We start from the raw sequence: 20972 nt of genomic DNA, 5'->3' as shown, positions 1-20972 counted from the left end.
GGTGGTGCTGAACAAGGCTGGCCCGAACATGCTGGTGTTCAGTGATAAAGATACGGTCACCGATGAGGGTGAGCCGATCTATGACTTCACTAACATTGTGATGCTGATCAAGCAGTAAGTTGGTAAAGAAAAAGGGGCTGCCTTTTGGTGGCCCCTTTTCTGATGCCGGCCTTGCTGCCATATTTTTGTACTTGTTCGATTTACGATTGAAATAGCCAAGGAACAACTTCTGATCTATTCCCAATAATCACCTGCTGTGCCTCCGGCGATCGGCTCTCCGGCTCGGAATCCACCCGTAACTGCTGCAACACATAACTCACCAGCGCACCCCGCGTCGCAATCTCCAGCCGGCCATCCCGCATCCCGTAATCTCTCGCAATTACCGCCTGCTGGGCCACCGTCAATCGAGGGTCGGGCACAAGCGTCACCGTTACCCGAGTGTTCCAAGCATCGTCCAGTTCTAATCCGTGAGTCGCTGGCAGGGTTATACCCGGAGTATCGCTGATCCGGCTCAGCACGAAATCCCGGAACTCACCACTCTTCTCGCACCAGGCCCGTACATGCCAGCGGTATCCAGAGTGCACCACAGTGTGCGGTTGGATCAGCCGATACTCAGGTTCGGGGTTGGTCAGGGAGGCGTACTGGATCTCCACTCGCTTGCCTTCCCGACAGGCCTGCAGGATGGGGCGCAGGATCTCAGGCTGCAGGTCGCGGGCCGGGGGTAGCAGCACTTCTGTATTTAGCTCGCGTACCGTCAGGCCCTCGAACGAGCAAGCTAGATCCTCCCTGGCGTGCATCATGTGCAAATACTCATCTGCCAGCCCCCGGGTAAATACCGGGCTGAAGCTGGTGGTCGGGCGGTATCCCTTAAGGTGGCGGTCGTATTCCAGATTGCCCGGACCGTGCTCTGACAAGTAGGTGTTGATGTCCTTGGATGCCTGCTGGCGGCCAATACCAAAAGCGCGCATCAGATGGTTGGTGGTCAGTCGGCCCTCCCATAGGCTGATGACTTCGATCAGGCGGTAGCGCAGTAGCAGATCCCAGCGGGTTGGCCAGCCTTGGGCGGAGGTGTTCAGTGATGCCATGGGTTTGTCCTGTGACCTGCTTGAAAAGGCGACGTGTTCATGTATTCAGTAAAGTCATGTCGTAATTAAATACATATACTCGATACCAGTAAAGCTGCAGTTCGGATGCTGAACAGGGGAGGTGTGTATGACGGACGTTAAGGATCAGGAGGAGGGTGGGCAGGCGTGGCCACAGATAGACAATCTTCTGCAGATCCAGAACGAGGTCTCTTATGTCATTGAGTGCCTGGCCGAAGACTGTCGCGCTGAAGCTGCTCGCGGTATGAAGGATGCCTACAACTGCCTGGAAAAGCACTGTCTGCCCCGGAGCTGCGTTGAACAGATCGAAACCATGCTGGATGAGGCCGTGGCGCCCCTCAATGGCAGAGATCTGGTGCAGTGCTCTCGCAAGATGTGCCGCTTACGTCGCCGGTTGGCGAATCAGGTGGCTTACATGCTGAGGATGAAGTCTCCCTATTCGGAGCAGCTCTATCCACTATTTGGCCGGGATGAGTCAGATGTGTCCTGATGGGAGTACCGCTGGTGCTGTGGAATCAGTAGCATACGGGAAAATTATTAGAATGATTGGTTGCTGCCATTTTACCGAAGTAGCCAAGGGCCCGGCATGGAGCGCCGCCACCGGGCATAACAAGGAGAGAAGCTAATGCCTCGCTTTCCGCACACCACTGACTGGCAGATTGGTCGCCAGTTCTCCGGTTTTGTCCAAAAGTTCTCGTTCCAGAAAGCTCATGCGTGCTTTGCTCTGGCGAAAGTCATTTCAAAAAATCTCATAAGGGGGCAGTGGTCTTGAGGATCACCGACACGGTTACGAGACCAGGAATCACCATATGAAATATGTCATCGAAGAAAATACCCTGTACGCGGACGATGGCACGGTTCTAAAAAAGCTAAGCTGCCCGCTCTCAAAAACATGGGATTCTTTAGCCCCGCTCTGGCCCGTCAGGACAGATGCGGGTTTTCTCGCGCCAGCTATCGAGAGTGGCTTTTACAGCTATGGCCCGGATGTCGTCAGAAAAATCATACAGGAGAATGATGCTCCTTTTGAGGCAAGAAGATGGTGTTGCAGTTGTGATAAGGCAGTGATCAATATTTCCGAATATACCGAGGCACAGGTACGGGTGCTGATGGAGCATGACAGAGATGCGTGCATCTACTGTCCAATGGAGCACCCGAGCGTCAAATGGATTGGCGGGCCTGCAGAAGGCCGATTTGGTTGCCAGGATGATCAGGAAATTATCCGCATACGCACCTTGAGGCAGCCGCAGGCTATTCGTGAGGCCTTGCGTGCCGGTAGAAGACTGCTGGTTCAGCTTCCGGAGCTTAGGGCTTATCTTCGAGAAGAAGCTTTGCCGCGACGCAAGGTGATGAGTAGCATCGACGAGCTGCTCGCCGTTGAGCAGTCACTTACTGCGAGCCGTTATGATGAGAATAACGGTGGACAACTTGCTGCTTATGTTCTGCCTGATTCACTTGAGCCTGGTGATAGGGTGGCACTGCTCGATTTGCTTGAAGAGATAGCTGTTTATACAGGTTGGGGTGGCGGCGCCAGAGCCACCAGGGCCATGGCTACATGGACCGGTGTTGATTTCGACATCAATATGAGACGGTTTGAAGGGCTGGTCGGGTAGAGGGAAACATGATTCCTGTCCTACGGATGCTTGAGTACCTTTCGTATGTTATCGAGTGTGTGGCGATGGAATATCGGTGGCATGCCAGATTTAAGTCACGCGAGAGATAGAAATAGCAAGTAAATATATGTGGTTGGATTGTTTGGTCATTAAGGGGAAGAAATGCTAGAGGCACAAAATATTAAAGTGAGTGACCTTCTCTCGTTACTCCTTTCAATGAATCAGCTAACTACTATTTTTGTATGGGTTATGGCCGCTATTGCTGTAATGACCCTGATTTTCCTCTTGTATCACCATTCTAGATTTAAAAGCAGAATTACTGCGCTGAATCAGCTGATTGATCGTCAAGACAGGGAAGAGCTAGCTCTAAATAGAAAGCAGATATTAGACAATGCTTTGGAGCAGCCAATACTCGAAGTTGGAAAGCTCTGGCGGGAGTTTGATGAGAGCCTGGTTTTCTCGTCTGATCGGCAGAAGCTATCAAATACGCTGGATGCGGAGCATTTCTTCAATGAAAAGACGTTAGCAACGGGTTTGACAGAAAGTCGTCTTCTCGCTGCGGCGCCAAGCTTTCTTGTTGCAATAGGTGTTCTTGGTACGTTCGTTGGCCTGAGTTTGGGGCTTTCAGGTTTGGATCTGAATGGACCGACAAGTGCGCTAAAGAAAGACATGGCCACCATGATTTCCGGGGCTGCAACTGCCTTTAATACGTCTATTGTGGGAGTCTTGCTCTCCCTCATTATCAATTCCATAGAGAAAACGCTTGAGCGCCGGGTGAGGCGGGTCGTCCTGAATTTGCAGCAGAAAATCGATTTTCTATACCCGCGAATCCCTGGTGAGCAATCTCTCGTGGAGATATCGGCAGCCAGCCAGAATGCTGCATCGGCCCTGATGGAGCTCCATGAAAAAATTGGTGAGCGCCTTCAGGAGTCCATTGAGGGCATCAGCCAGTCAATGCAGGAAGCTGTCACCGAAGCGCTAAATAAGGTGATGGCACCAGCCATTGATTCATTGGTCAGAAATGCATCGGATCAGTCAACAGTTGCATTGGAGCAACTCGTTGGCCAATTTTTGGAAAAGTTCGGGGAGGCTGGAAGGGCGCAGGGGGCAGCGTTGGACCGTGTGGCGGACAATGTCACATCAGCGGTTTCGGGTATGCAGGCACAACTGGATCGTGTTTTTGAATCCCTGGAGTCTGGGCTGGCAAACACCGAGACCCAGGTGAAGAGAATGAGTGATGCGGCAGCCGAGCGAGAAGAGAAACTTAAAGATAACTTCTCTCAGATTATGTCAGGACTAGATCGCTTATTTTCCGAGCAATCACAAAGAGCTTCGGAAGAAGATTCAAAACGGCATGGTCGCCTGTCTGAACTGCTCGAGAATATGGGCGGCAGGCAGTCAGAGCTGTTGGATCAAATAGGGCGAGCGACAGAAAACAATATCAAGGCAAACGACCAGCTTGTGGAGAGCCTGGCGCCGATCTCAGGGAAGCTGAGTGAGGTGGCCGAGTATATGAGTCTTTCATCAGACAACATGAAGCTTGCGGCACATGATCTAGGCGAGCTTGGGAGGCAGGCACGATCTGCGTCTGATGCGCTTGCGACGTCGATTCGAGATGCTGTGCATGGCGCAGATCGTCTGGCTAACGGATCGGCTGATGTTGCGGGCCAGATATCAGCGCAGATTCAACTCCTGGAAACTATTCATGCGGGTATAGGTGAGCTGACCGGTAGTCTTGAGGAGTCTGCCCGAGGTGCGAGAGATGGGTTTTCGAAGATGGAGGCTGCTCAGGAGCAGTTCCTCGATGGAGTTAAAGCGGAATTTAGCCGCTTGGGTGCATCACTGAAGGAGCAGGTTCAGAGTATTGAGAGTCAAGCGGCACAGTGGCTAGAGGATTATCAGGCAAGAGTTTCCAGTCAGGTGTCTGATCGTATGGGCAAGTGGGATGAAGTGTCTCGGACCTATGCAGACCAGATGCTGACTATCGCTCAAACGATCAGCGGCATTGTTGATGAGATTGAGGCTAAGCGATGAAGATGCTTAGGCGAGCGCCAGTCGAAGTCGATGAAGAGAATCCGTACTGGGTTTCTTTCTCGGACATCATGGCAGCGCTCGTTGTGATCTTCATTCTGGCATCGCTGGTGCTCTTGATGCAGTTGGTTGAGATAAAAACGCTTGCAAGTGAAGAGTTTAGGCGATTGCAGGAGGCCCAAAAGGTCCGGCAGAGTATCGTAGAAGAAGTGATCAGGAACCTCGATGCACAGGGAATTTCAATACAGGTTTCTGAAGACCTGAGCGTTATCCGGATTCCGGACAAGGTGCTTGGTTTTGAGTCGGGTGCCTATGATATTTCAAGTAAACACCGGGAAACTGGGCTCGCCATCGGTAGAGTGCTTTTGGATGCCATTAAAAAGGATAATCGTATCGAGTTTCTCGATACGGTCTTTATCGAAGGCCACACTGATAGCCGGCCACATTACGGGCGTCCGGGGAAAGGGAACTGGGGGCTATCTACTTTTCGGGCGATCAGTCTTTGGGAGCTATGGCGGACCGAGCTAGCGGAAGGAGGCTGGTTGCAGCAGGTGAAGAACGTGGATGGCAAGGCGCTCTTCTCGGTCAGTGGGTACGGCCCCAGCCGGCCTGCGGTGCCAGCCGCTACAACCGAAGAGATGCACAGCCAGAATAGGCGTGTGGATGTTCGCATAACCATCCGCCGTCCAATCACCGAGGTTAATACTGTCCTGGGTGAGTTGTAGGGATGCTGCCGTGAAACTTCCAAGTTCAGAGCCTTTATTCTCCAAGGAGTGGCCGGCCTCGACAACAGATGCATGGCAGACGCTCGTATCAAAGGTAGAGGCTTCATCTGGTGCGGTTGGCACCGGGGGCGCATATCAGCGGATGTTGGATTTGATCCATGAGGCCTGGGTTGACGTACGCGAGCTGCCTGATGAGGTCTTCGAATCCAGGCCGGGCGCGCGAGCACTTACATCGCTTTGGTTGTCGGATTCGGCGTATAGGGAGGCGTTCCTGTCTCAGGAAAATCTAGCGTTACTTCAGGCTGGTCAAGGTGGCCGCCTGTCCCGATTTTCCCTGACGCAGCTCATCCAGATGTATTTCAGGGTTTTTGACGGGTTGGATGAGTGCGAGTCCCAGCTGTTAAGGGTGATCGGGGAGCTCATAAAGAGGCAGCTGGTTAATCTGGCTGGCAGCCGTAGTTCGCACGGCCTCGACTTTATCAGCGTCTGTGTGTCGCAAAACTGGTTGCTAGACCCTCAGTCCGCTACAAGTCTGGTCAGAAAGTGCAGGAAACAGGGTGTTTCTTTAGATGCTTACGCAGAGGGTCTTGGCATATCCGGCCTGATGGGCGGGCGATTCGGAGATGTCTGTCGATCGATATATTACTTGGAGACGCTTGAGTCGATACCTGTTGGTGAGTCGCACGAGGTGCTCGCTGAGCTGGTTAAGCCGAGAGTATGCAAAGCACCATTTGAAGGGCGCCTACGCGTAGGCCACAAGGCGTTAGAAATCGTCATTCGCCGTGTGAAGGGTGATCCCGGTAAGGCCTGGCAGAATTTTGTCCTCGAGATAGCTGGAGATCCCAGAGTAAGTGCAAATTCGGTAAATTTCACCGAATGGTGGGCGCCGCTTGGGCAGGAGCTTGTGCAGAAGGTAAGAGGCTGGCTGTCACGCGAAGACCTGCGGCTATTCTTGCGGGCGGTAGAGGAGTACGGCATCGAGCGAAACAATGTGCCTCTAAAGAGAATGTTTCCCGCGCGCAAGAAGTTTTTGGAAGGCCTTTTTGATCACGGTTTGATTAAGAGTACGTTCTTGATGCTAGGTCGCGAAGCGGAGCGCGCGATCAAGCGAATTCTTGGGTCGGATATGCTGTCTTCCTATGGTCGCCTCGGCGATATGCGGGACGCTGCTGTCATATACATGGACTGTGGCGATTTTCATATTATTGAGGGGTCACATGACTTTTCCATATGGGTGTATATGTCATGTCCATATCCTGCACTGACAGACTACAGCCGCAAGGTCTTCTCGCGATCAGATTTTAATCATGTATTTCCTGCGGCTTACAAAAAAAATCAGGGTAAGCGCGCTTTCGATAAATTTCCGCACTACCCTCATCGATGGCGAAATGATGTCATTAATTTCCTGGCCGCGCAGGGCATAAGCCTCGATTGGAAAATGCTTTTCACAAATGATGACTGGAGGGAGTATAAGCAGCGTTTTGGGATGCCCGTCGTCAATAATAATAGAAGGTAATCATTGTGAGTTTCAGAGACACTATATTGCAGATGCTTGGCCTTCAAGGTCAGCCCAAGGGAGAGCCTCTGGAGTTCGATGTTGAAGATGATGGTGTAAACTTTTACGCCAGAAAGGATAAGATTGAGGCCATTAAAAAGGGTGGCGGCGATCCCATTGCACAGGCTCAGTACGTGGCGCTGCAAATGCTTCGTGAGTCTCGTGAAGCGGATCAGTTTCCAAATGGGTTCGTTGTTTCCTCTCAAGCCGCTGCGGGCCTTGATGAGGAGGTGCTCGAGCTTCTGGGTCTGCCTTCCCGTTCTGATCTCCTGTTTAGCTTGCACATCTCAGGGCAATCAACACACCCATCTTTCACTGTGCGTGCTGATGTTGTGCTAGCCGGTCAATCCTATCCTTTTCGTCGACGCGGGCCCTTCATTGAGGTGGGCCAAAACACATACACATTGAGTAGTTCGCAGCTTCTTGCTTTGGAGGCGATAGATATTCATAGGAACTCCGCCCCTGAAGAGCGGGATGAAGGCAGCAATTTGCGGCTTGTCGCAACTCTCCAGGCCGCCAAACGAAGCGGTATGAATATTGATCTGTCACATTTTGAAAATCTCAACGTCAAGAACGCTGAGCGCATTGGTATTACGATTGTCAAGCTGCCTGACGGCAGTATCGAACTCGCCCCGAACCTTGGCGACGGCTCGTCCTATTCGGAACTCCTCAAGCGCTGGCATCAGATTGACCTGAACGATGACCAGGGTGTCCTCAGAATTGGTGACCGTATCGTCCTGCTTGATAAGAAGCAGATGGACGGTATCCGCGAAGTCTTCCGTTCCCGTCGTATCTCCCGAGACAAGGTCAGGCAATTCATGGAGTCACCGACCGCGTTTATCGACGCGGCGCTCGTTGATCTGGATTGCGGTTTCTCCGTCCGCGTTGACGGCGTGGGCAAGATGCGTCATTTGGCCGTCGGCGAGCTCGATGCCCAGAATGTGGATTGGTTCGGCGGCAATATCGAGGTTCGGCCGCCATCATCGATTGGCGCTCTGGTGCAGTCGCCGGAAGATTATCAGCGGGTTAGAAAGGCGATAGAAGACGCACAGGCTAACGGCGATGATTCTGTTGTCATCAACGGCATGGAAATCGACATTTCCGATAAAGCGGCGGTGGAATCGGCCCTTAGGTCCGCTGAAGAGAAGCTCAAGGAGCCTTCTGAGCCCGTTTCCGAGCCAGAGCCTGAGGGCGAGCCCAATCCCAAGCCAAAGAAGGAATCCATCACCGTCCTGGTCAAGCAGGCTGAGGAGCAGCGCCAGGAGTTGCTCACCATGGCGAATAGTGCAGCCATGAGTGCCGCGCCAGATTGGTCAAAGTGCAAACGCTCGCCGTTCCCTCACCAGAAAAAAGGCATTGATTGGCTGGTCGCACTGGGCGAACAAGCTCAGGACGGCAAACCAGATGACATGTACCGGCTTCAGGGCTGTGTCCTGGCCGATGATATGGGGCTGGGGAAGACCTACATGTCGCTGGTGGCCGTCGCCGAGCTGATGGCGAAACAGAAGCAGGCCGGCAAACAGGTTAAACCCGTTCTCGTGGTTGCACCGCTGAGTCTTCTGGAGAACTGGGAAGATGAGGTGGGAGAAACGTTCAAACAGTCTCCCTTCCGGGACATTGTGGTGTTGCAGGGCGGACGAGACCTGTCGAAGTTCCGCGTCGCGGGGGTAGACAGGGAAACGGTTCAGCTGAGAGCAGACGATGAGTTTACCGTCGATAACTTGCGCTATGCCCTGCATGTAGGCCCGGATGCAGGCCCGGATCGTCTCGATATGGACGCAAGGCTCGTGCTGACCACCTACCAGACACTTCGGGACTATCAGTTCTCGCTCTGTCGTATCGACTGGGGCACAGTCATATTCGACGAGGCGCAGAACATCAAGAACCCGAACACCGGGGTGACTAACGCCGCCAAGGCGCTCAAGTCTGATTTCAAAATTCTGGCCACGGGAACACCTGTCGAGAACAGCCTGCTTGATTTCTGGTGCATTGTAGATACCGCCCAGCCCGGTCTGTTGGGCGATTGGCCGGTGTTCAGGGAGCAGTACGTCAAGCCCATCCTGAAGGCGGAGCCCGAGGTCAGGGATGCGGTGCGCCTCGATGTCGGCAGGAACCTCAGGGAAGCCGTCGGTTGCTTTATGCTGAGGCGCACCAAAGAAGAGGAGCTCAGTGGCCTGCCCCGGAAAACCGTCTATGCCGGGGCCATTCAGGAGGCCAGGGGGAGTGTGCAACCGCTGCCGGCCCTGTCAGCCCAGATGGCGGGCAGCCAGCTCAGAGCCTACGACCAGGTGCTGCAGGACTACCAGTCCAGCAAGCATGCGGAAGACCGCCAGAACCAGGCGATCGCCAGTCTCCACCGGCTCCGCGCCATTTCACTGCATCCGCGTCTTCCCGGGGCTGATATTCGCGGTCTGTCGGGTAGCAATCCGCGGCAGGTCATGCAGGAATCCGCCAAGCTTCAGGCGATGCTGGCGACGCTCGATGAGATTCGGGCTCGTAAGGAAAAGGTCATCATCTTCCTGATCACCAAGAAGTTGCAGGTGTTGCTGAAGATATGGCTGGACAGCCTTTATGGGCTGGACGTAGGTATCATCAACGGCGACACCAAGGCCGTTGCCAAGGGGGTCGACGATGAGACCCGAAAAGGCATGATCAAGACTTTTGAGGCGCACCGCGGCTTCAATATCCTGATAATGTCCCCGGTGGCGGCGGGCGTGGGGCTGACGGTAGTGGGGGCCAATAACGTCATCCACCTGGAGCGCCATTGGAACCCGGCCAAGGAGGCGCAAGCGTCAGACCGGGTTTACCGTATCGGGCAGGAACGGCCCGTGAATATCTACCTGCCCGCCGCACTGCACCCGCAGCGGGATTCATTTGATATCCACTTGCACCGGCTGCTGGAAAACAAGTTGATGCTCAAGGACGCTGTAGTCACTACAGAGGGCGTCTCTGAGGCAGAAATATCAGGCGCCGTGCTGGGCGACTAGCCCGCGGCACAGGCGCTTACAAGCATGAATAAGGACAATCGCAAGCAATGATCACCGGCGAACTCAAATCCAAAGTCGATAAAATCTGGGACACCATGTGGGCGGGCGGTATCGCCAACCCCCTATCCGTGATCGAGCAGCTCACCTACCTGCTGTTCATCAAGCGCCTGGACGAGCTGCACACCCTCAAGGAGCGCAAGGCCCAGCGCCTGAATCAGCCCATCGAGGAACCCATCTTCGCTAAGGATCAAGACCACCTGCGCTGGTCCCGCTTCAAGGACGCCGCGCCGGCGACCATGTTCAACACCGTCAAGGACGAGGTCTTCCCATTCATCAAGACGCTTGGCCAGAAAGGCGACGAAGACGGCGAGGGCGGTAGCACATACACCCACCATATGAAAGATGCCATTTTCATGATGCCGAAGCCGCAGTTGCTGGCCAACGTGGTGGACCAGCTCGACAGCATCGACATGAGTGATGCCGACACCAAGGGCGACCTGTACGAATACATGCTCGGCAAAATCGCCAGCGCCGGCCAGAACGGCCAGTTCCGCACCCCGCGCCATATCATCAAGCTGATGGTGGACATGACCGCACCCACCCCCAAGGACGTGATCTGCGACCCGGCCTGTGGCACCGCCGGTTTTCTGGTGGCGGCTTCCGAATACATTCAGCAGCACCACGGCGATGCCATCTACAAGGACGAAGACGCCCGCCGCCGCTTCAACGAAGCCACCTTCCACGGCTACGACTTCGACACCACCATGCTGCGCATCGGCAGCATGAACATGCTGCTCCACGGCGTGGAAAACCCGGACATCAACTACAAGGATTCCCTTGCCCAGGCGGACGATCTGGATGAAGAGAAATACTCCCTGATCCTCGCCAACCCGCCCTTTGCCGGCAGCCTGGATTACGAGTCCACCGCCAAGGACCTGCTGCAAACCGTCAAGACCAAGAAAACCGAGCTGCTGTTCCTGGCCCTGTTCCTGCGCCTGCTGCAGACCGGTGGCCGCGCGGCGGTGATCGTGCCCGACGGCGTGCTGTTCGGCTCCTCCAACGCCCACAAGAGCCTGCGCAAGATGCTGGTGGAAGAGCAGAAGCTGGATGCGGTGATCTCCATGCCCTCCGGCGTGTTCAAGCCCTACGCCGGGGTCTCCACCGCCATCCTGCTGTTTACCAAAACCAATTCCGGTGGTACCGATAACGTCTGGTTCTACAACATGCAGGCAGACGGCTTCTCCCTGGACGACAAGCGCACCCCGCAGCCGGACAAGACCGATCTGCCCGATCTGCTCGCCCGCTGGCAAAACCGCGATAGTGAAGGCGAGCGCAAGCGCACTGAGCAAAGCTTCCTGGTGCCGGCGGAGGAAATTGCCGGCAACGACTATGACCTGTCCATCAATCGCTACAAGGAAGTGGAGTATGAGGCGGTGGAGTATGATCCGCCGCAGGTGATTCTGGAGCGGTTGGCACGGCTGGAGGAGGAAATTTCTCAAGGCCGGAAAGAGCTCGAGGAGCTGCTAAAATGAGCCAAATGAGACTGGCTGATGTTTCTGAAGTCAGCACAGGCCAATCTGCTCCTCAAGACCCTTCGGCATTTGGAGATCATGGACTCCCCTTTATTCGGGCTGGAAGCCTTGAGGGGCTCGTGGCCGGTCGGCCTGAAAGCTCTCTTGAGAGAATTGTTCCAGAGGCAGCAAAAAAATACCGTCTCAAGGTCTACCCAAAGGGTACAGTGGTTTTTGCCAAGAGCGGCATGTCATCGAAGATTGGTCGCGTATACAAATTACAAAGTGATTGCCATGTTGTTAGTCATCTCGCAACCGTAATTCCTAATGACAAGATTATGCCAGAGTATGTCCTGAGATGGTTTCAGGCAAACCCTCCCTCTAGGCTCATTGATAATGATGCGTATCCTTCTATAAAAACATCAGTAATAAAAGATCTGATGGTAGATGTTCCTCCCCTGGAAGAACAAAAACGCATTGCGAAAATTCTGGATGCGGCGGACGCGCTGCGGGCCAAGCGCCGCGAGTCCCTCGCCCAACTCGATGCACTCCTGCAATCCACCTTTCTCGATCTCTTTGGTGATCCTGCAGTAAACCCTAAAAGCTGGGGGGAAAGTGCCCTTGGAGAGGTTGTTCAAGTTGAGCACGGCTATGCCTTTAAAAGTGAATTTTTTTCAGAAAGTGGAAAGTATATCGTCTTGACGCCAGGAAGCTTCTTTGAAAGTGGAGGCTACAGGGATCAAGGGAGTAAGACGAAGTTTTATACATCAGAGCCACCATCAAAATTCATTTTGCCTGAGGGCGTTATACTGGTGGCTATGACAGAGCAGGCTCCTGGGTTGCTAGGAAGCCCTTTGGTTGTGCCTAAAGGTGACAGGTATCTTCACAATCAACGGCTTGGAAGGTTGAAGCTGAGCGATATGGTTTTGGAGGATTTTGTTTTTCATCTGTTCAATACGCCATGGGTAAGGGGTGAGCTCCAGCGAAGCTCGACAGGGACAAAAGTGAAGCATACATCGCCAAGTAAGATTGGCGATGTCGTTGTACCCATTCCACCTCTTAATCATCAAAGAGAATTTGGTTCCATCGTCAAATCTATCGAGAAACAGAAGAAGAAACTCCAGGCTAGCCTGAGAGAACTGGAAGAATTGTTTTGTTCTCTTCAACAAAGAGCCTTCTCCGGGGAGTTGTAACGGACTATGACTAATTTCGCCTTCCTGCCCAACGACTTCAAGGAACTGAGTCAGGCTGCCACGCTGGCGGAAGGCCATATTCTCGGTGATCCCCGCGCCGCCTGTTTCCATGCCCGTTTTGCGCTGGAGGCGGCGGTGCACTGGCTCTATCGCCACGATGCCAGCCTGCGCATGCCCTACGACAACAAGCTGGGCGCGCTGCTGCATGAACCCACCTTTATGAACCTGCTCCCCGAGGCGGTGTTCCAGAAGGCGCGGGTAATCCAGAAGGTGGGCAATATCGCCGTCCATCAGACCCGCCCCATCGACCCCCAGCATGCCATGCAAGTGGTGAAGGAGCTGCACCATGTCTGCTACTGGCTGGTGCGCACCTATGCGCCCAAGGCCCCCCGCGATGGCGCTGCCTGGCGTGATGATCGGGTGCCGCAGCCGGTTGATAAATCCCAAGTGGTGCCGCGCACCGAACTCAAGGCGCTGGAAGAAAAGCTCGCGGCCCAGCATGAAGCCGCGCTCAAGCAGCAGAAAGAACGGGATGCACTGGATCAGGAGCTGCAGACCCTGCGTCAGGAGCTGGCCCAGCTGCGCGAAGCCCGCGAGCAGGAGCCGGACAGCCACGATTACACCGAGGCAGACACCCGCCGCTACTTGATCGATCTGGAATTGCATCGCGCCGGCTGGCCGTTGGATCAGCCCCGCGACCGGGAATACGAAGTCACGGGCATGCCCAACAACAAGGGCATCGGCTATGCGGACTATGTGCTCTGGGATGACGACGGCAAGCCGCTGGCGGTGGTGGAAGCCAAAAAAAGCACCGCGGATGCCACTAAGGGCCAGCAGCAGGCCAAGCTCTATGCGGATTGCCTGGAGCAGATGCACGGCCAGCGCCCCCTGATCTTCTACACCAACGGTTATGACACCTGGCTGTGGGATGACCAGGCCTACCCGCCCCGTCAGGTGGCTGGCTTCTACAAGAAAGACGAACTCACCCGCCTGATCCGCCGCCGCGCCAGCCGCCAGCCGCTGGATGTGGCCGCCATCAATACCGATATTGTCGAGCGCTATTACCAGAAGCGCGCCATTGGCAGCATTTTCGAACAGCTCAAGAATGCTCAGCGCAAGGCGCTGCTGGTGATGGCCACCGGCACTGGCAAGACGCGGACCGCCATAGCCCTGGTGGATGTACTGCAGCGGGCCAACTGGGCGAAGCGGGTGCTGTTTCTGGCGGACCGGGTATCGCTGGTGAAGCAGGCCGCCAATGCCTTCAAGGCACACCTGCCCGAATCCAGCCCGGTGAATCTGGTCACCGAGAAAGACACGGAAGGGCGGGTGTATGTGTGCACCTACCCCACCATGATGGGGCTGATTGATGCCAACCGCGGCAGCGACACCGACGAGGCGCGCTTCGGGGTGGGGCACTTCGACTTGATTATCATCGATGAGGCGCACCGCTCGGTGTACCAGCGCTACAAGGCCATCTTCCAGTATTTCGATGCCATGCTGTTCGGTCTCACTGCCACGCCACGCGAGCAGGTAGACAAGAACACCTACGACCTGTTCGATCTGGAGCAGGGCGTGCCCACCGATGCCTACGAGCTGGAGAAGGCCGTCAGTGACGGCTTTCTGGTGCCGCCACGGGTGCAGCAGGTGGATCTGCGCTTTCCCCGCGAGGGCATCGACTACGATAGCCTCACCGAGGAAGAGAAAGCCCAGTGGGAAGGGCTGGAGTGGGGCGACAATGTGCCGGAGGGCAACCTGATCCCCGAGCGCGTCAACGCCACCGCCCTGAACAACTGGCTGTTCAACAAGGACACGGTGGACAAGGGCCTCAAGCACCTGATGGAGCACGGCCACACGGTGGAAGGCGGCGACCGGCTGGGCAAGACCATTATCTTTGCCCGCAACCAGGACCACGCAGAATTTATCGAGAAGCGCTTTAATCACCACTACCCGCAGTATGCCGGCCAGTTCGCCCGAGTGATTTCCTACAAGGGAACCTACGCCCAGAGCCTGATCGACGATTTCTCCCAGAAGGACAAGGCGCCGCATATCGCCATTTCTGTGGATATGCTGGATACCGGCATCGATGTGCCCGAAGTGGTGAACCTGGTGTTCTTCAAGCCCGTGTATTCCAAGATCAAGTTCTGGCAGATGATCGGCCGCGGCACCCGCCTGTGCCCGGATCTCTATGGGCCGGGTGACGACAAGGCCGATTTCCGCATATTCGACTTCTGCTACAACTTCGATTTTTTCCGCGAGAACCCGGATGGCATTGAGACGGGTGCGACGCCGTCATTGGGCACTCGGTTGTTTCAGGCAAGGGTGCAGTTGCTGGGTCACTTGCAGCAAACGCAGGAAGCGGATCCCGATGCCGTTGTCAGCGGACAGATCACCAAAGAGCTGCATGATGAAGTAAAGGCCATGAACACCGAAAACTTTATCGTGCGCATGAAGCAGCAAGCGGTAGAGCGCTTCAAGGACGGGCAGGCTTGGGAAAAGCTGACTGACGAAGACCAGCAGGTGCTCGCCGCCGAGGTGGCAGGCCTGCCTTCGGAGCTGGAGCACGATGATATTCGTTCGCGTATGTTCGACCTGACCGCGCTGCGTTTGCAGTTGGCCGTGATGGAGGGCGATACAGCTGCGTTTGAGCGTCACCGCGCCAAGGTTATGGAAATCGCCGCACTGCTGGAGGAAAAGACCGGTATTCCGGCGGTGCGCGAACAACTGGCCTACCTGCAGGCCATTCAGAATCCGGAGTTCTGGCAAGGCATGAACGTGCCGACGCTGGAAGATATGCGTCTGCGCCTGCGTGGCTTGACGCCGTTCCTGGACAAGAAAGAACGCAAGGTGGTGTACACCGATTTCAAGGACGAGATTATCAGCGTACGCGACGACGACCTGTTGCCGCTGCCGAAGATGACCAGCGTGCAGTTCGAGAAGAAGGTAAAGGAGTTTCTGCGCACTCATCTGGACAACATCGTTATCCAGCGGTTGCGAAAGGGGCGGCCGTTGACGCCTCTGGACCTCGATGAACTGGAGCGCATGCTGGTGGATTTGGGGGCCGATGACGGTAAGACGCTGTTGTCCGGACTGCTCGAGCGCTCAGGGGCGCCATCATTGCCCTATTTTGTTCGAACCCTGGTGGGAATGGACGAAGCCGCCGCCAAACAAGCCTTCTCCCGGTTTCTGCAAGACACGAGCTTGACCGCCACACAGATCCGCTTTGTCGAGATGGTGATTGAGCAGCTGACTGCACGGGGCGTGATGGATGCCAAGGCGCTGTATGAACCGCCGTTTACCAAGCTGCATAGCGGCGGACCAGAAGCCATATTCATTGGCAAGGATACCGTTCTGGATGAGCTCTTCCAGAATGTGGATGCATTTGGTCAGGGCATGTAGCGGAATGCATGAAAACGATACCGTGAGTGATATCGACTTTTCCGAGGCCAATGAGCCACTGAGGCCTCTCGCGGAAATATTTGAGCCGGACCCGAGGCATCGTCACATCACTCTGGAGCAGTGGTACGAGGCTATCGATCGTGCTCGAATCAGCCCTGCCGCGCCGAAAGACGTCAAGCAGATGTTTGAGAATGCACGAATTGCAGCCGTGTATACGTATTTTGCATACCGCGCGCACCACGGGTTCCAGTTGCTCGCCTATGGTGCCTTGGAAGAAGCGCTACGTCTCAAGTACGACCTTATGGCGCATGAGTTGCCGGTCAGGAAACCGCGAACTTTGGAAGAATTCATGAGTCTTGCACTGGCCCAAGGCTGGATTACCAACCAGGGCTATCGCTCACATTATGATCTGGCATTCCATCGGGCACAGATGAAACTCCTTTACCGGGATCTGGAATCCGGCTCTGATGCGTATGGCATCCGCGTTGTTAGGGAGCCGACGCATCAGGAGGTGATTGCCGAGCTGGATGAAATGAATTTGGCCCCGAGTAAGCTCCAGGCTGGCCGAAAGATAAGAAATATCCTGGCGCACGGTTCAAGCGCTACCTGGCCTGGTGCCTTGGCGACACTAGATACGGTAGCTGAAGAGATTAATCAGCTGTTTCCCTTTCCTGTCCCGAGCAAAGATTGAATCCAAGTAAATCGACTAGAACTAGAAGGATAACGGAATGAGTCGATACAACCCGCACATGAATAATGAGCCTCTGTTCCGATTGGCAGCGCTCTGGCGCGAGCAGTCACTTCTGGGTGGTAGGGGGATTCTTACTGATCACCCGGTCTGGACAGAGGTCCTGATTAACGAGGTGATTGACCGTTTCGTCAACAATCCCGATGAAGGGGAACGGACATTTATCGAGAAATTCAGGGATCAATTGGCTACAGCCTCGTCAGACGCATGTCTCCTGGCGGCTGAGGTTTTTTATGTGATGTTGCTTTGCCCGAGCAGCATTAATGTCGAGACCAAGATTACCAATGTCAGGGCAGTGTGGGAGCTTAGTGGTCAGCCGTTTCCAGAGGACTCGGAGTATTTGAGTGCGGACTATCTCTCTGGCGTCGGTAGTGCTGGCACAGGGTATAACAACCACCGTTTCCGTGAGATGACCTATGCGTTATATGTCTTTCAATCAATTCTGAGCCTGTCGCCGGCTGAGCGAACCGAGCTGCTCTCGGACGGTGATGCGTTGGCGCAATTTCTCGAGAAGGTGCCCGAGAATGAGCAGCGTCAGTTTCGGCATATGGTCCTCCACATGCTGTTTCCAGATGGGTTTGAGCGCTTCTTCGGCGGATACGACCGGGTGCAGGCGCTTGTCGCCTTTACGGGTAGAAGTGCTAAGGATATCAAGGCATTGAACTCGTTTGAGCAGGATAAACTCTTTCGGCAGGTGCGCAAGGAGGCAGAGCAGAAGTACGGCAAGCCTGTCGATTTTTATGAAGAGCCCCTGTATGAGCTTTGGGGTAAGCGGGAGAGGAATAGCTGGTTGTTCTCCTGGAATCCAAAAAACTTCGAATGGGCTGATATCGGTGCTGAGCGCGAAAAGCTCCGCAAAGGTAAAGATGTGATGATCAGCTGGTCATGTGCCAACAGCAGTGTCGCTGTTGGTGACACCGCTTATTTGCTGCGCACAGGGGTTCCACCTAAAGGCATCATCGGTACGGGCAATATCATCTCTGCTCCCTATGACGGCCCCCATTGGGATGAGAAAAAGGCCGATCAAGGGAAGACGCTCCAGTACGTCGACATCCAGCTGCAGTCTCTGCGTGACCCGGTCATAGATAGCTATGTCACGCTCAGGCAGCTGGAGGACATTGATGGGGACAGCCAGGTCTGGAACCCTCAGCAATCAGGTATTCAGATCGCGCCGCAATCAGCCAAGGCGCTGGCCAAGCTTTGGTCCGGATTGTCGCCGATCAAGCAGCCATCAGATGTAAGCGAAGTCCCTGCTGTGATGTTGTCGCCTGCGCGCAATGTCATCTATTACGGCCCGCCAGGCACTGGAAAGACATTCGAGATGAAGCGCCTGACCAGCCGTTACGAGGAGTCAGTAAGCCGGCTCAATGAAGAGCAATGGGTCGCCAAGAATCTGGAGGATGCCGCCTGGTGGCAGGTGATCCTGATGGTGCTTATTGATAAGGGGCTTCGCGCTGATGTTACTGAAGTTATCAGCCATCCCTACTACAGGGCAAAGGCTCGGCTACTGGGTAGATCGGAGGATAATCTGCGCGCTACCTGCTGGGGCGCGCTGCAGAGTCATACTGATCCAGACTCCAGCACGGTTCAAACAAGCCTGGATACACGTCGGTCTCCCTTTGTATTTGACAAGGACGCGAACGGGAAATGGCGTCTGGTGGGTGACTGGGAAGAAAGTTGTGCGGAATGGAAACATCGTCATGAGCGCATAAAGGCTGGTCCGGGCGGCAAGCAAGAGGTGCTTCGTCGCTATGAGATGGTGACGTTTCATCAATCCTACAGTTATGAGGATTTCGTCGAGGGTATTCGTCCAGTGCCAAATGAAAAGGGTAATGGCGTTCTCTACGAAGTTAAGGATGGCCTTTTCAAGCGTCTCTGTGCCCGGGCAAAAGCCGATCCCGAGAACCGTTACGCGTTGTTCATTGATGAGATCAATCGGGGCAATGTGGCCCGTATTCTGGGTGAACTCATTACCCTGATTGAGCCGGATAAACGGACGAACTATGGGGCTGATGGTGCATTTCAGCCTCAGCTGGGCGGAATCGAGGTGACGCTGCCGTACTCAGGTGAACGATGCGGTGTGCCCGCCAATCTCGATATCTACGGTGCAATGAATACGGCTGATCGGTCCATTGCACCACTGGATGCTGCTTTGAGACGGCGATTTGAGTTTCGTGAAGTGTTGCCAAGCAAGGATAAGATCGGCGGTGAGAATGGAGACGGGCTGATTCCCGACGGTGAAGGGGGCAAGATTGACCTTCGTGAGCTGCTGTCTGTGATCAACAAGCGGGTCGAATACCTGGTTCACCGCGATCAGACCATCGGGCATGCTTTCTTTATGAAAGTGAAGGGAATTGATGATCTGAGGAGAGTGTTGGTTCGGGAGATTATTCCCCTTCTGCAGGAGTACTTTTACAACGACTGGAGTCGTATACAGATGGTGCTGGGCGATCATCGAGCGTCTGAGGATCTCAAGATTATACGCACGGAGTCCTTGGGAGCGTTCAGCCTGTTCGGGGAAACGGAAGATGACCTGCCTGACCTTGATCGATACAAGGTGTCTGACGAGCGTAATATCTCAGCGGACGCAATTCGAAAGATCTATCAACCTGACTCATGACTGTACTGACTGTTATCGAACATCAGTGGCGGCCGATTGGCGGTAGTCGGCCAGGGTCACTGTCGGAGCCTCAGGCCGAGGCGCTTGAGCAGTTGCAGCCTTCATTGCCTGCGGGCGCCATTGAATGGCGGCGTCGTGAGGTAAAGTTCGCTCAGTATTGCGGTGTCGTCCAGCTGGGCGCGCTGACACTCGAGGTGCTGCCCAAGCTGTCCAGAGACCATGAAGATGTGGTGCGCTCACGCAATATGTTGGTGCGCATGCTTCAGGCAGCAGGCTTGTTTCGCGCCCACGCTGTAGGTAGTGCTTCTCTGGGCTTGCAGAACGCCCATCTTCTTGATTGGTTCATCGACCATTTTCGCGGTCAGGTACAGGCCCAACTGAGGCAGGGAATGATTCGGCGGTACGTCGAGCATCATGAGTCTCTGGCTTACGTGCGCGGCCGGATCGATATGCCGCGCCAGCTCAGGGATAACCTGCTGAGGCCTCATGTCATCGCTTGCCGGTATGAGGAGTTGGAGCATGACAATCAGTACAACCAGAGCCTGGTCGCCGTTCTTCGGATGCTCCGAGCCCATACCCACCATCCAAGACTTCGCCACGATCTTGAGGAGGTCATTTCGCACTTCGGGATGGTCAGTGAGGTTCAGCCCACCGCCGAACAGATTGAACGACTGCCTTTCCGGCGGATGGAAGAACGGTGGCAGCCCATTTTCAGCCAGGCAGCTTTATTCTTGCGTTGTCTCTACCCAGATGTGCTGAGCGGGGATTTGCCTGCATTGGCGTTGCTCTTCGATATGAATGTTCTGTTCGAGAAGTATGTTGCCGCACAACTACGGCGTTCGATGAAAGGCTATCAAATCACTACCCAGCGTCCGATAAGGCACTTGGCTGTGGATAGTCGGGACCGTCCAGTCTTCGCGCTTAAGCCCGATATTGTCGTTCTCAACGCCGGGAATCCGGTTTTTGTCGCCGATACCAAGTGGAAGCTCCTTGATATGGAGCGTCGACAGTCGGGCGTTAGCCGCGCTGATATGCACCAGATGGCGGCATATGCCGCCCGTTACAACTGTGATGAGGTTGCTCTGATCTACCCGATCGTCTCAGGTGCTGGCGGCTTGCAAACTCTGAATCAGTTTCGGTTACAGCCAACCGGGGTCAGGATTACGGTAATCGGGGTGGATTTGAAGCGAGAGGATCGGCTCATGCTTTCATTGGACGGAGAGCATCGGGGGCCTGAGCGAGCTTGGCAGTCCAATACCGAAGTTCAGCACTTGTTCAAGCAGGATGCGCCCAGTGGCGCGCTGAACGATTTAACTGATTGATTTATAAAATTTGGTGGGGGTTGGCGATGCTGGGTGAACATGGTGATGGTGGCTACGGGTGGATTTGAACCACCGACCCCAGCATTATGAGTGCTGTGCTCTAACCAACTGAGCTACGTAGCCTTTTCTGATATGCCTCACAGGGCGGGCCCTGTGAGGTCGCGCATTTTC

The 20972-nt window shown here is 54.7% G+C and carries 13 protein-coding genes and 1 tRNA gene; 12 read left to right on the top strand and 2 right to left on the bottom strand.

Features of this window, described 5'->3' with window-relative positions; all coding sequences use genetic code 11:
* Positions 1-200: 200 nt before the first annotated feature.
* The gene (locus tag J1C54_RS14965; RefSeq protein ID WP_229149481.1) at positions 201-1085 is read right to left on the bottom strand and encodes a YafY family protein; all 885 of its coding nucleotides are present in this window, start codon (positions 1083-1085) and stop codon (positions 201-203) included.
* A 127-nt stretch (positions 1086-1212) separates the two neighbouring features.
* Between J1C54_RS14965 and J1C54_RS14960 the strand changes: the two genes are divergently transcribed.
* From J1C54_RS14960 to J1C54_RS14905, 12 genes are all read left to right on the top strand, one after another.
* Positions 1213-1593, top strand: coding sequence for a hypothetical protein (locus J1C54_RS14960; RefSeq protein WP_229149479.1), 381 nt, complete (start codon positions 1213-1215; stop codon positions 1591-1593).
* A 319-nt stretch (positions 1594-1912) separates the two neighbouring features.
* A complete protein-coding gene (locus J1C54_RS14955) occupies positions 1913-2713 on the top strand; it encodes a hypothetical protein (protein ID WP_229149477.1) in 801 nt (266 codons plus the stop codon).
* A 162-nt stretch (positions 2714-2875) separates the two neighbouring features.
* Positions 2876-4747 (top strand): anti-phage ZorAB system protein ZorA, encoded by a 1872-nt coding sequence (gene zorA, locus J1C54_RS14950; protein ID WP_229149475.1) that lies wholly within the window; start codon positions 2876-2878, stop codon positions 4745-4747.
* On the top strand, positions 4744-5469 hold the full coding sequence (locus J1C54_RS14945) for an OmpA family protein (RefSeq protein ID WP_229149468.1): 726 nt from the start codon (positions 4744-4746) through the stop codon (positions 5467-5469). The genes zorA and J1C54_RS14945 overlap by 4 nt, the downstream gene beginning before the upstream one ends.
* 10 nt (positions 5470-5479) lie before the next feature.
* Positions 5480-6985 (top strand): EH signature domain-containing protein, encoded by a 1506-nt coding sequence (locus J1C54_RS14940; RefSeq protein WP_229149466.1) that lies wholly within the window; start codon positions 5480-5482, stop codon positions 6983-6985.
* 32 nt (positions 6986-7017) lie between these two features.
* Entirely contained in the window at positions 7018-10011 is a 2994-nt protein-coding gene (locus tag J1C54_RS14935; RefSeq protein WP_229149465.1) for a DEAD/DEAH box helicase, read from the top strand.
* A 47-nt stretch (positions 10012-10058) separates the two neighbouring features.
* The gene (locus J1C54_RS14930; protein ID WP_229149464.1) at positions 10059-11543 is read left to right on the top strand and encodes a class I SAM-dependent DNA methyltransferase; all 1485 of its coding nucleotides are present in this window, start codon (positions 10059-10061) and stop codon (positions 11541-11543) included.
* Complete coding sequence (locus J1C54_RS14925; RefSeq protein ID WP_229149463.1) at positions 11540-12715, top strand: restriction endonuclease subunit S; 1176 nt, start codon at positions 11540-11542, stop codon at positions 12713-12715. Before J1C54_RS14930 ends, J1C54_RS14925 begins: the two co-directional genes overlap by 4 nt.
* A gap of 6 nt (positions 12716-12721) precedes the next feature.
* Complete coding sequence (locus J1C54_RS14920) at positions 12722-16111, top strand: DEAD/DEAH box helicase family protein (RefSeq protein ID WP_229149462.1); 3390 nt, start codon at positions 12722-12724, stop codon at positions 16109-16111.
* Between the two features lie 22 nt (positions 16112-16133).
* On the top strand, positions 16134-16802 hold the full coding sequence (locus J1C54_RS14915) for a hypothetical protein (RefSeq protein WP_229149461.1): 669 nt from the start codon (positions 16134-16136) through the stop codon (positions 16800-16802).
* Between the two features lie 37 nt (positions 16803-16839).
* Complete coding sequence (locus J1C54_RS14910; protein ID WP_229149459.1) at positions 16840-19479, top strand: AAA family ATPase; 2640 nt, start codon at positions 16840-16842, stop codon at positions 19477-19479.
* Positions 19476-20801: an McrC family protein gene (locus J1C54_RS14905; RefSeq protein WP_229149454.1), complete on the top strand. Its 1326-nt coding sequence runs from the start codon at positions 19476-19478 to the stop codon at positions 20799-20801. The genes J1C54_RS14910 and J1C54_RS14905 overlap by 4 nt, the downstream gene beginning before the upstream one ends.
* 46 nt (positions 20802-20847) lie before the next feature.
* On the opposite strand, the gene J1C54_RS14900 is transcribed toward J1C54_RS14905, so the two are convergent.
* Positions 20848-20924 (bottom strand) — tRNA-Met (locus J1C54_RS14900).
* Positions 20925-20972 lie beyond the last annotated feature (48 nt).

Origin of the sequence: Alcanivorax sp. 1008 (genome assembly GCF_020667895.1) — a bacterium.
In the GTDB taxonomy this organism is placed as follows: domain Bacteria; phylum Pseudomonadota; class Gammaproteobacteria; order Pseudomonadales; family Alcanivoracaceae; genus PGZG01.
This window is presented reverse-complemented; position numbering and strand designations above follow the sequence as displayed.

What these genes read in the sequence shown, in the direction of transcription:
- J1C54_RS14965 (WP_229149481.1), bottom strand. Translation starts at nt 1,085, where the DNA reads ATGGCATCACTGAACACCTCCGCCCAAGGCTGGCCAACCCGCTGGGAT.
- J1C54_RS14960 (WP_229149479.1), top strand. Translation starts at nt 1,213, where the DNA reads ATGACGGACGTTAAGGATCAGGAGGAGGGTGGGCAGGCGTGGCCACAG.
- J1C54_RS14955 (WP_229149477.1), top strand. Translation starts at nt 1,913, where the DNA reads ATGAAATATGTCATCGAAGAAAATACCCTGTACGCGGACGATGGCACG.
- zorA (WP_229149475.1), top strand. Translation starts at nt 2,876, where the DNA reads ATGCTAGAGGCACAAAATATTAAAGTGAGTGACCTTCTCTCGTTACTC.
- J1C54_RS14945 (WP_229149468.1), top strand. Translation starts at nt 4,744, where the DNA reads ATGAAGATGCTTAGGCGAGCGCCAGTCGAAGTCGATGAAGAGAATCCG.
- J1C54_RS14935 (WP_229149465.1), top strand. Translation starts at nt 7,018, where the DNA reads ATGCTTGGCCTTCAAGGTCAGCCCAAGGGAGAGCCTCTGGAGTTCGAT.
- J1C54_RS14930 (WP_229149464.1), top strand. Translation starts at nt 10,059, where the DNA reads ATGATCACCGGCGAACTCAAATCCAAAGTCGATAAAATCTGGGACACC.
- J1C54_RS14925 (WP_229149463.1), top strand. Translation starts at nt 11,540, where the DNA reads ATGAGCCAAATGAGACTGGCTGATGTTTCTGAAGTCAGCACAGGCCAA.
- J1C54_RS14920 (WP_229149462.1), top strand. Translation starts at nt 12,722, where the DNA reads ATGACTAATTTCGCCTTCCTGCCCAACGACTTCAAGGAACTGAGTCAG.
- J1C54_RS14910 (WP_229149459.1), top strand. Translation starts at nt 16,840, where the DNA reads ATGAGTCGATACAACCCGCACATGAATAATGAGCCTCTGTTCCGATTG.
- J1C54_RS14905 (WP_229149454.1), top strand. Translation starts at nt 19,476, where the DNA reads ATGACTGTACTGACTGTTATCGAACATCAGTGGCGGCCGATTGGCGGT.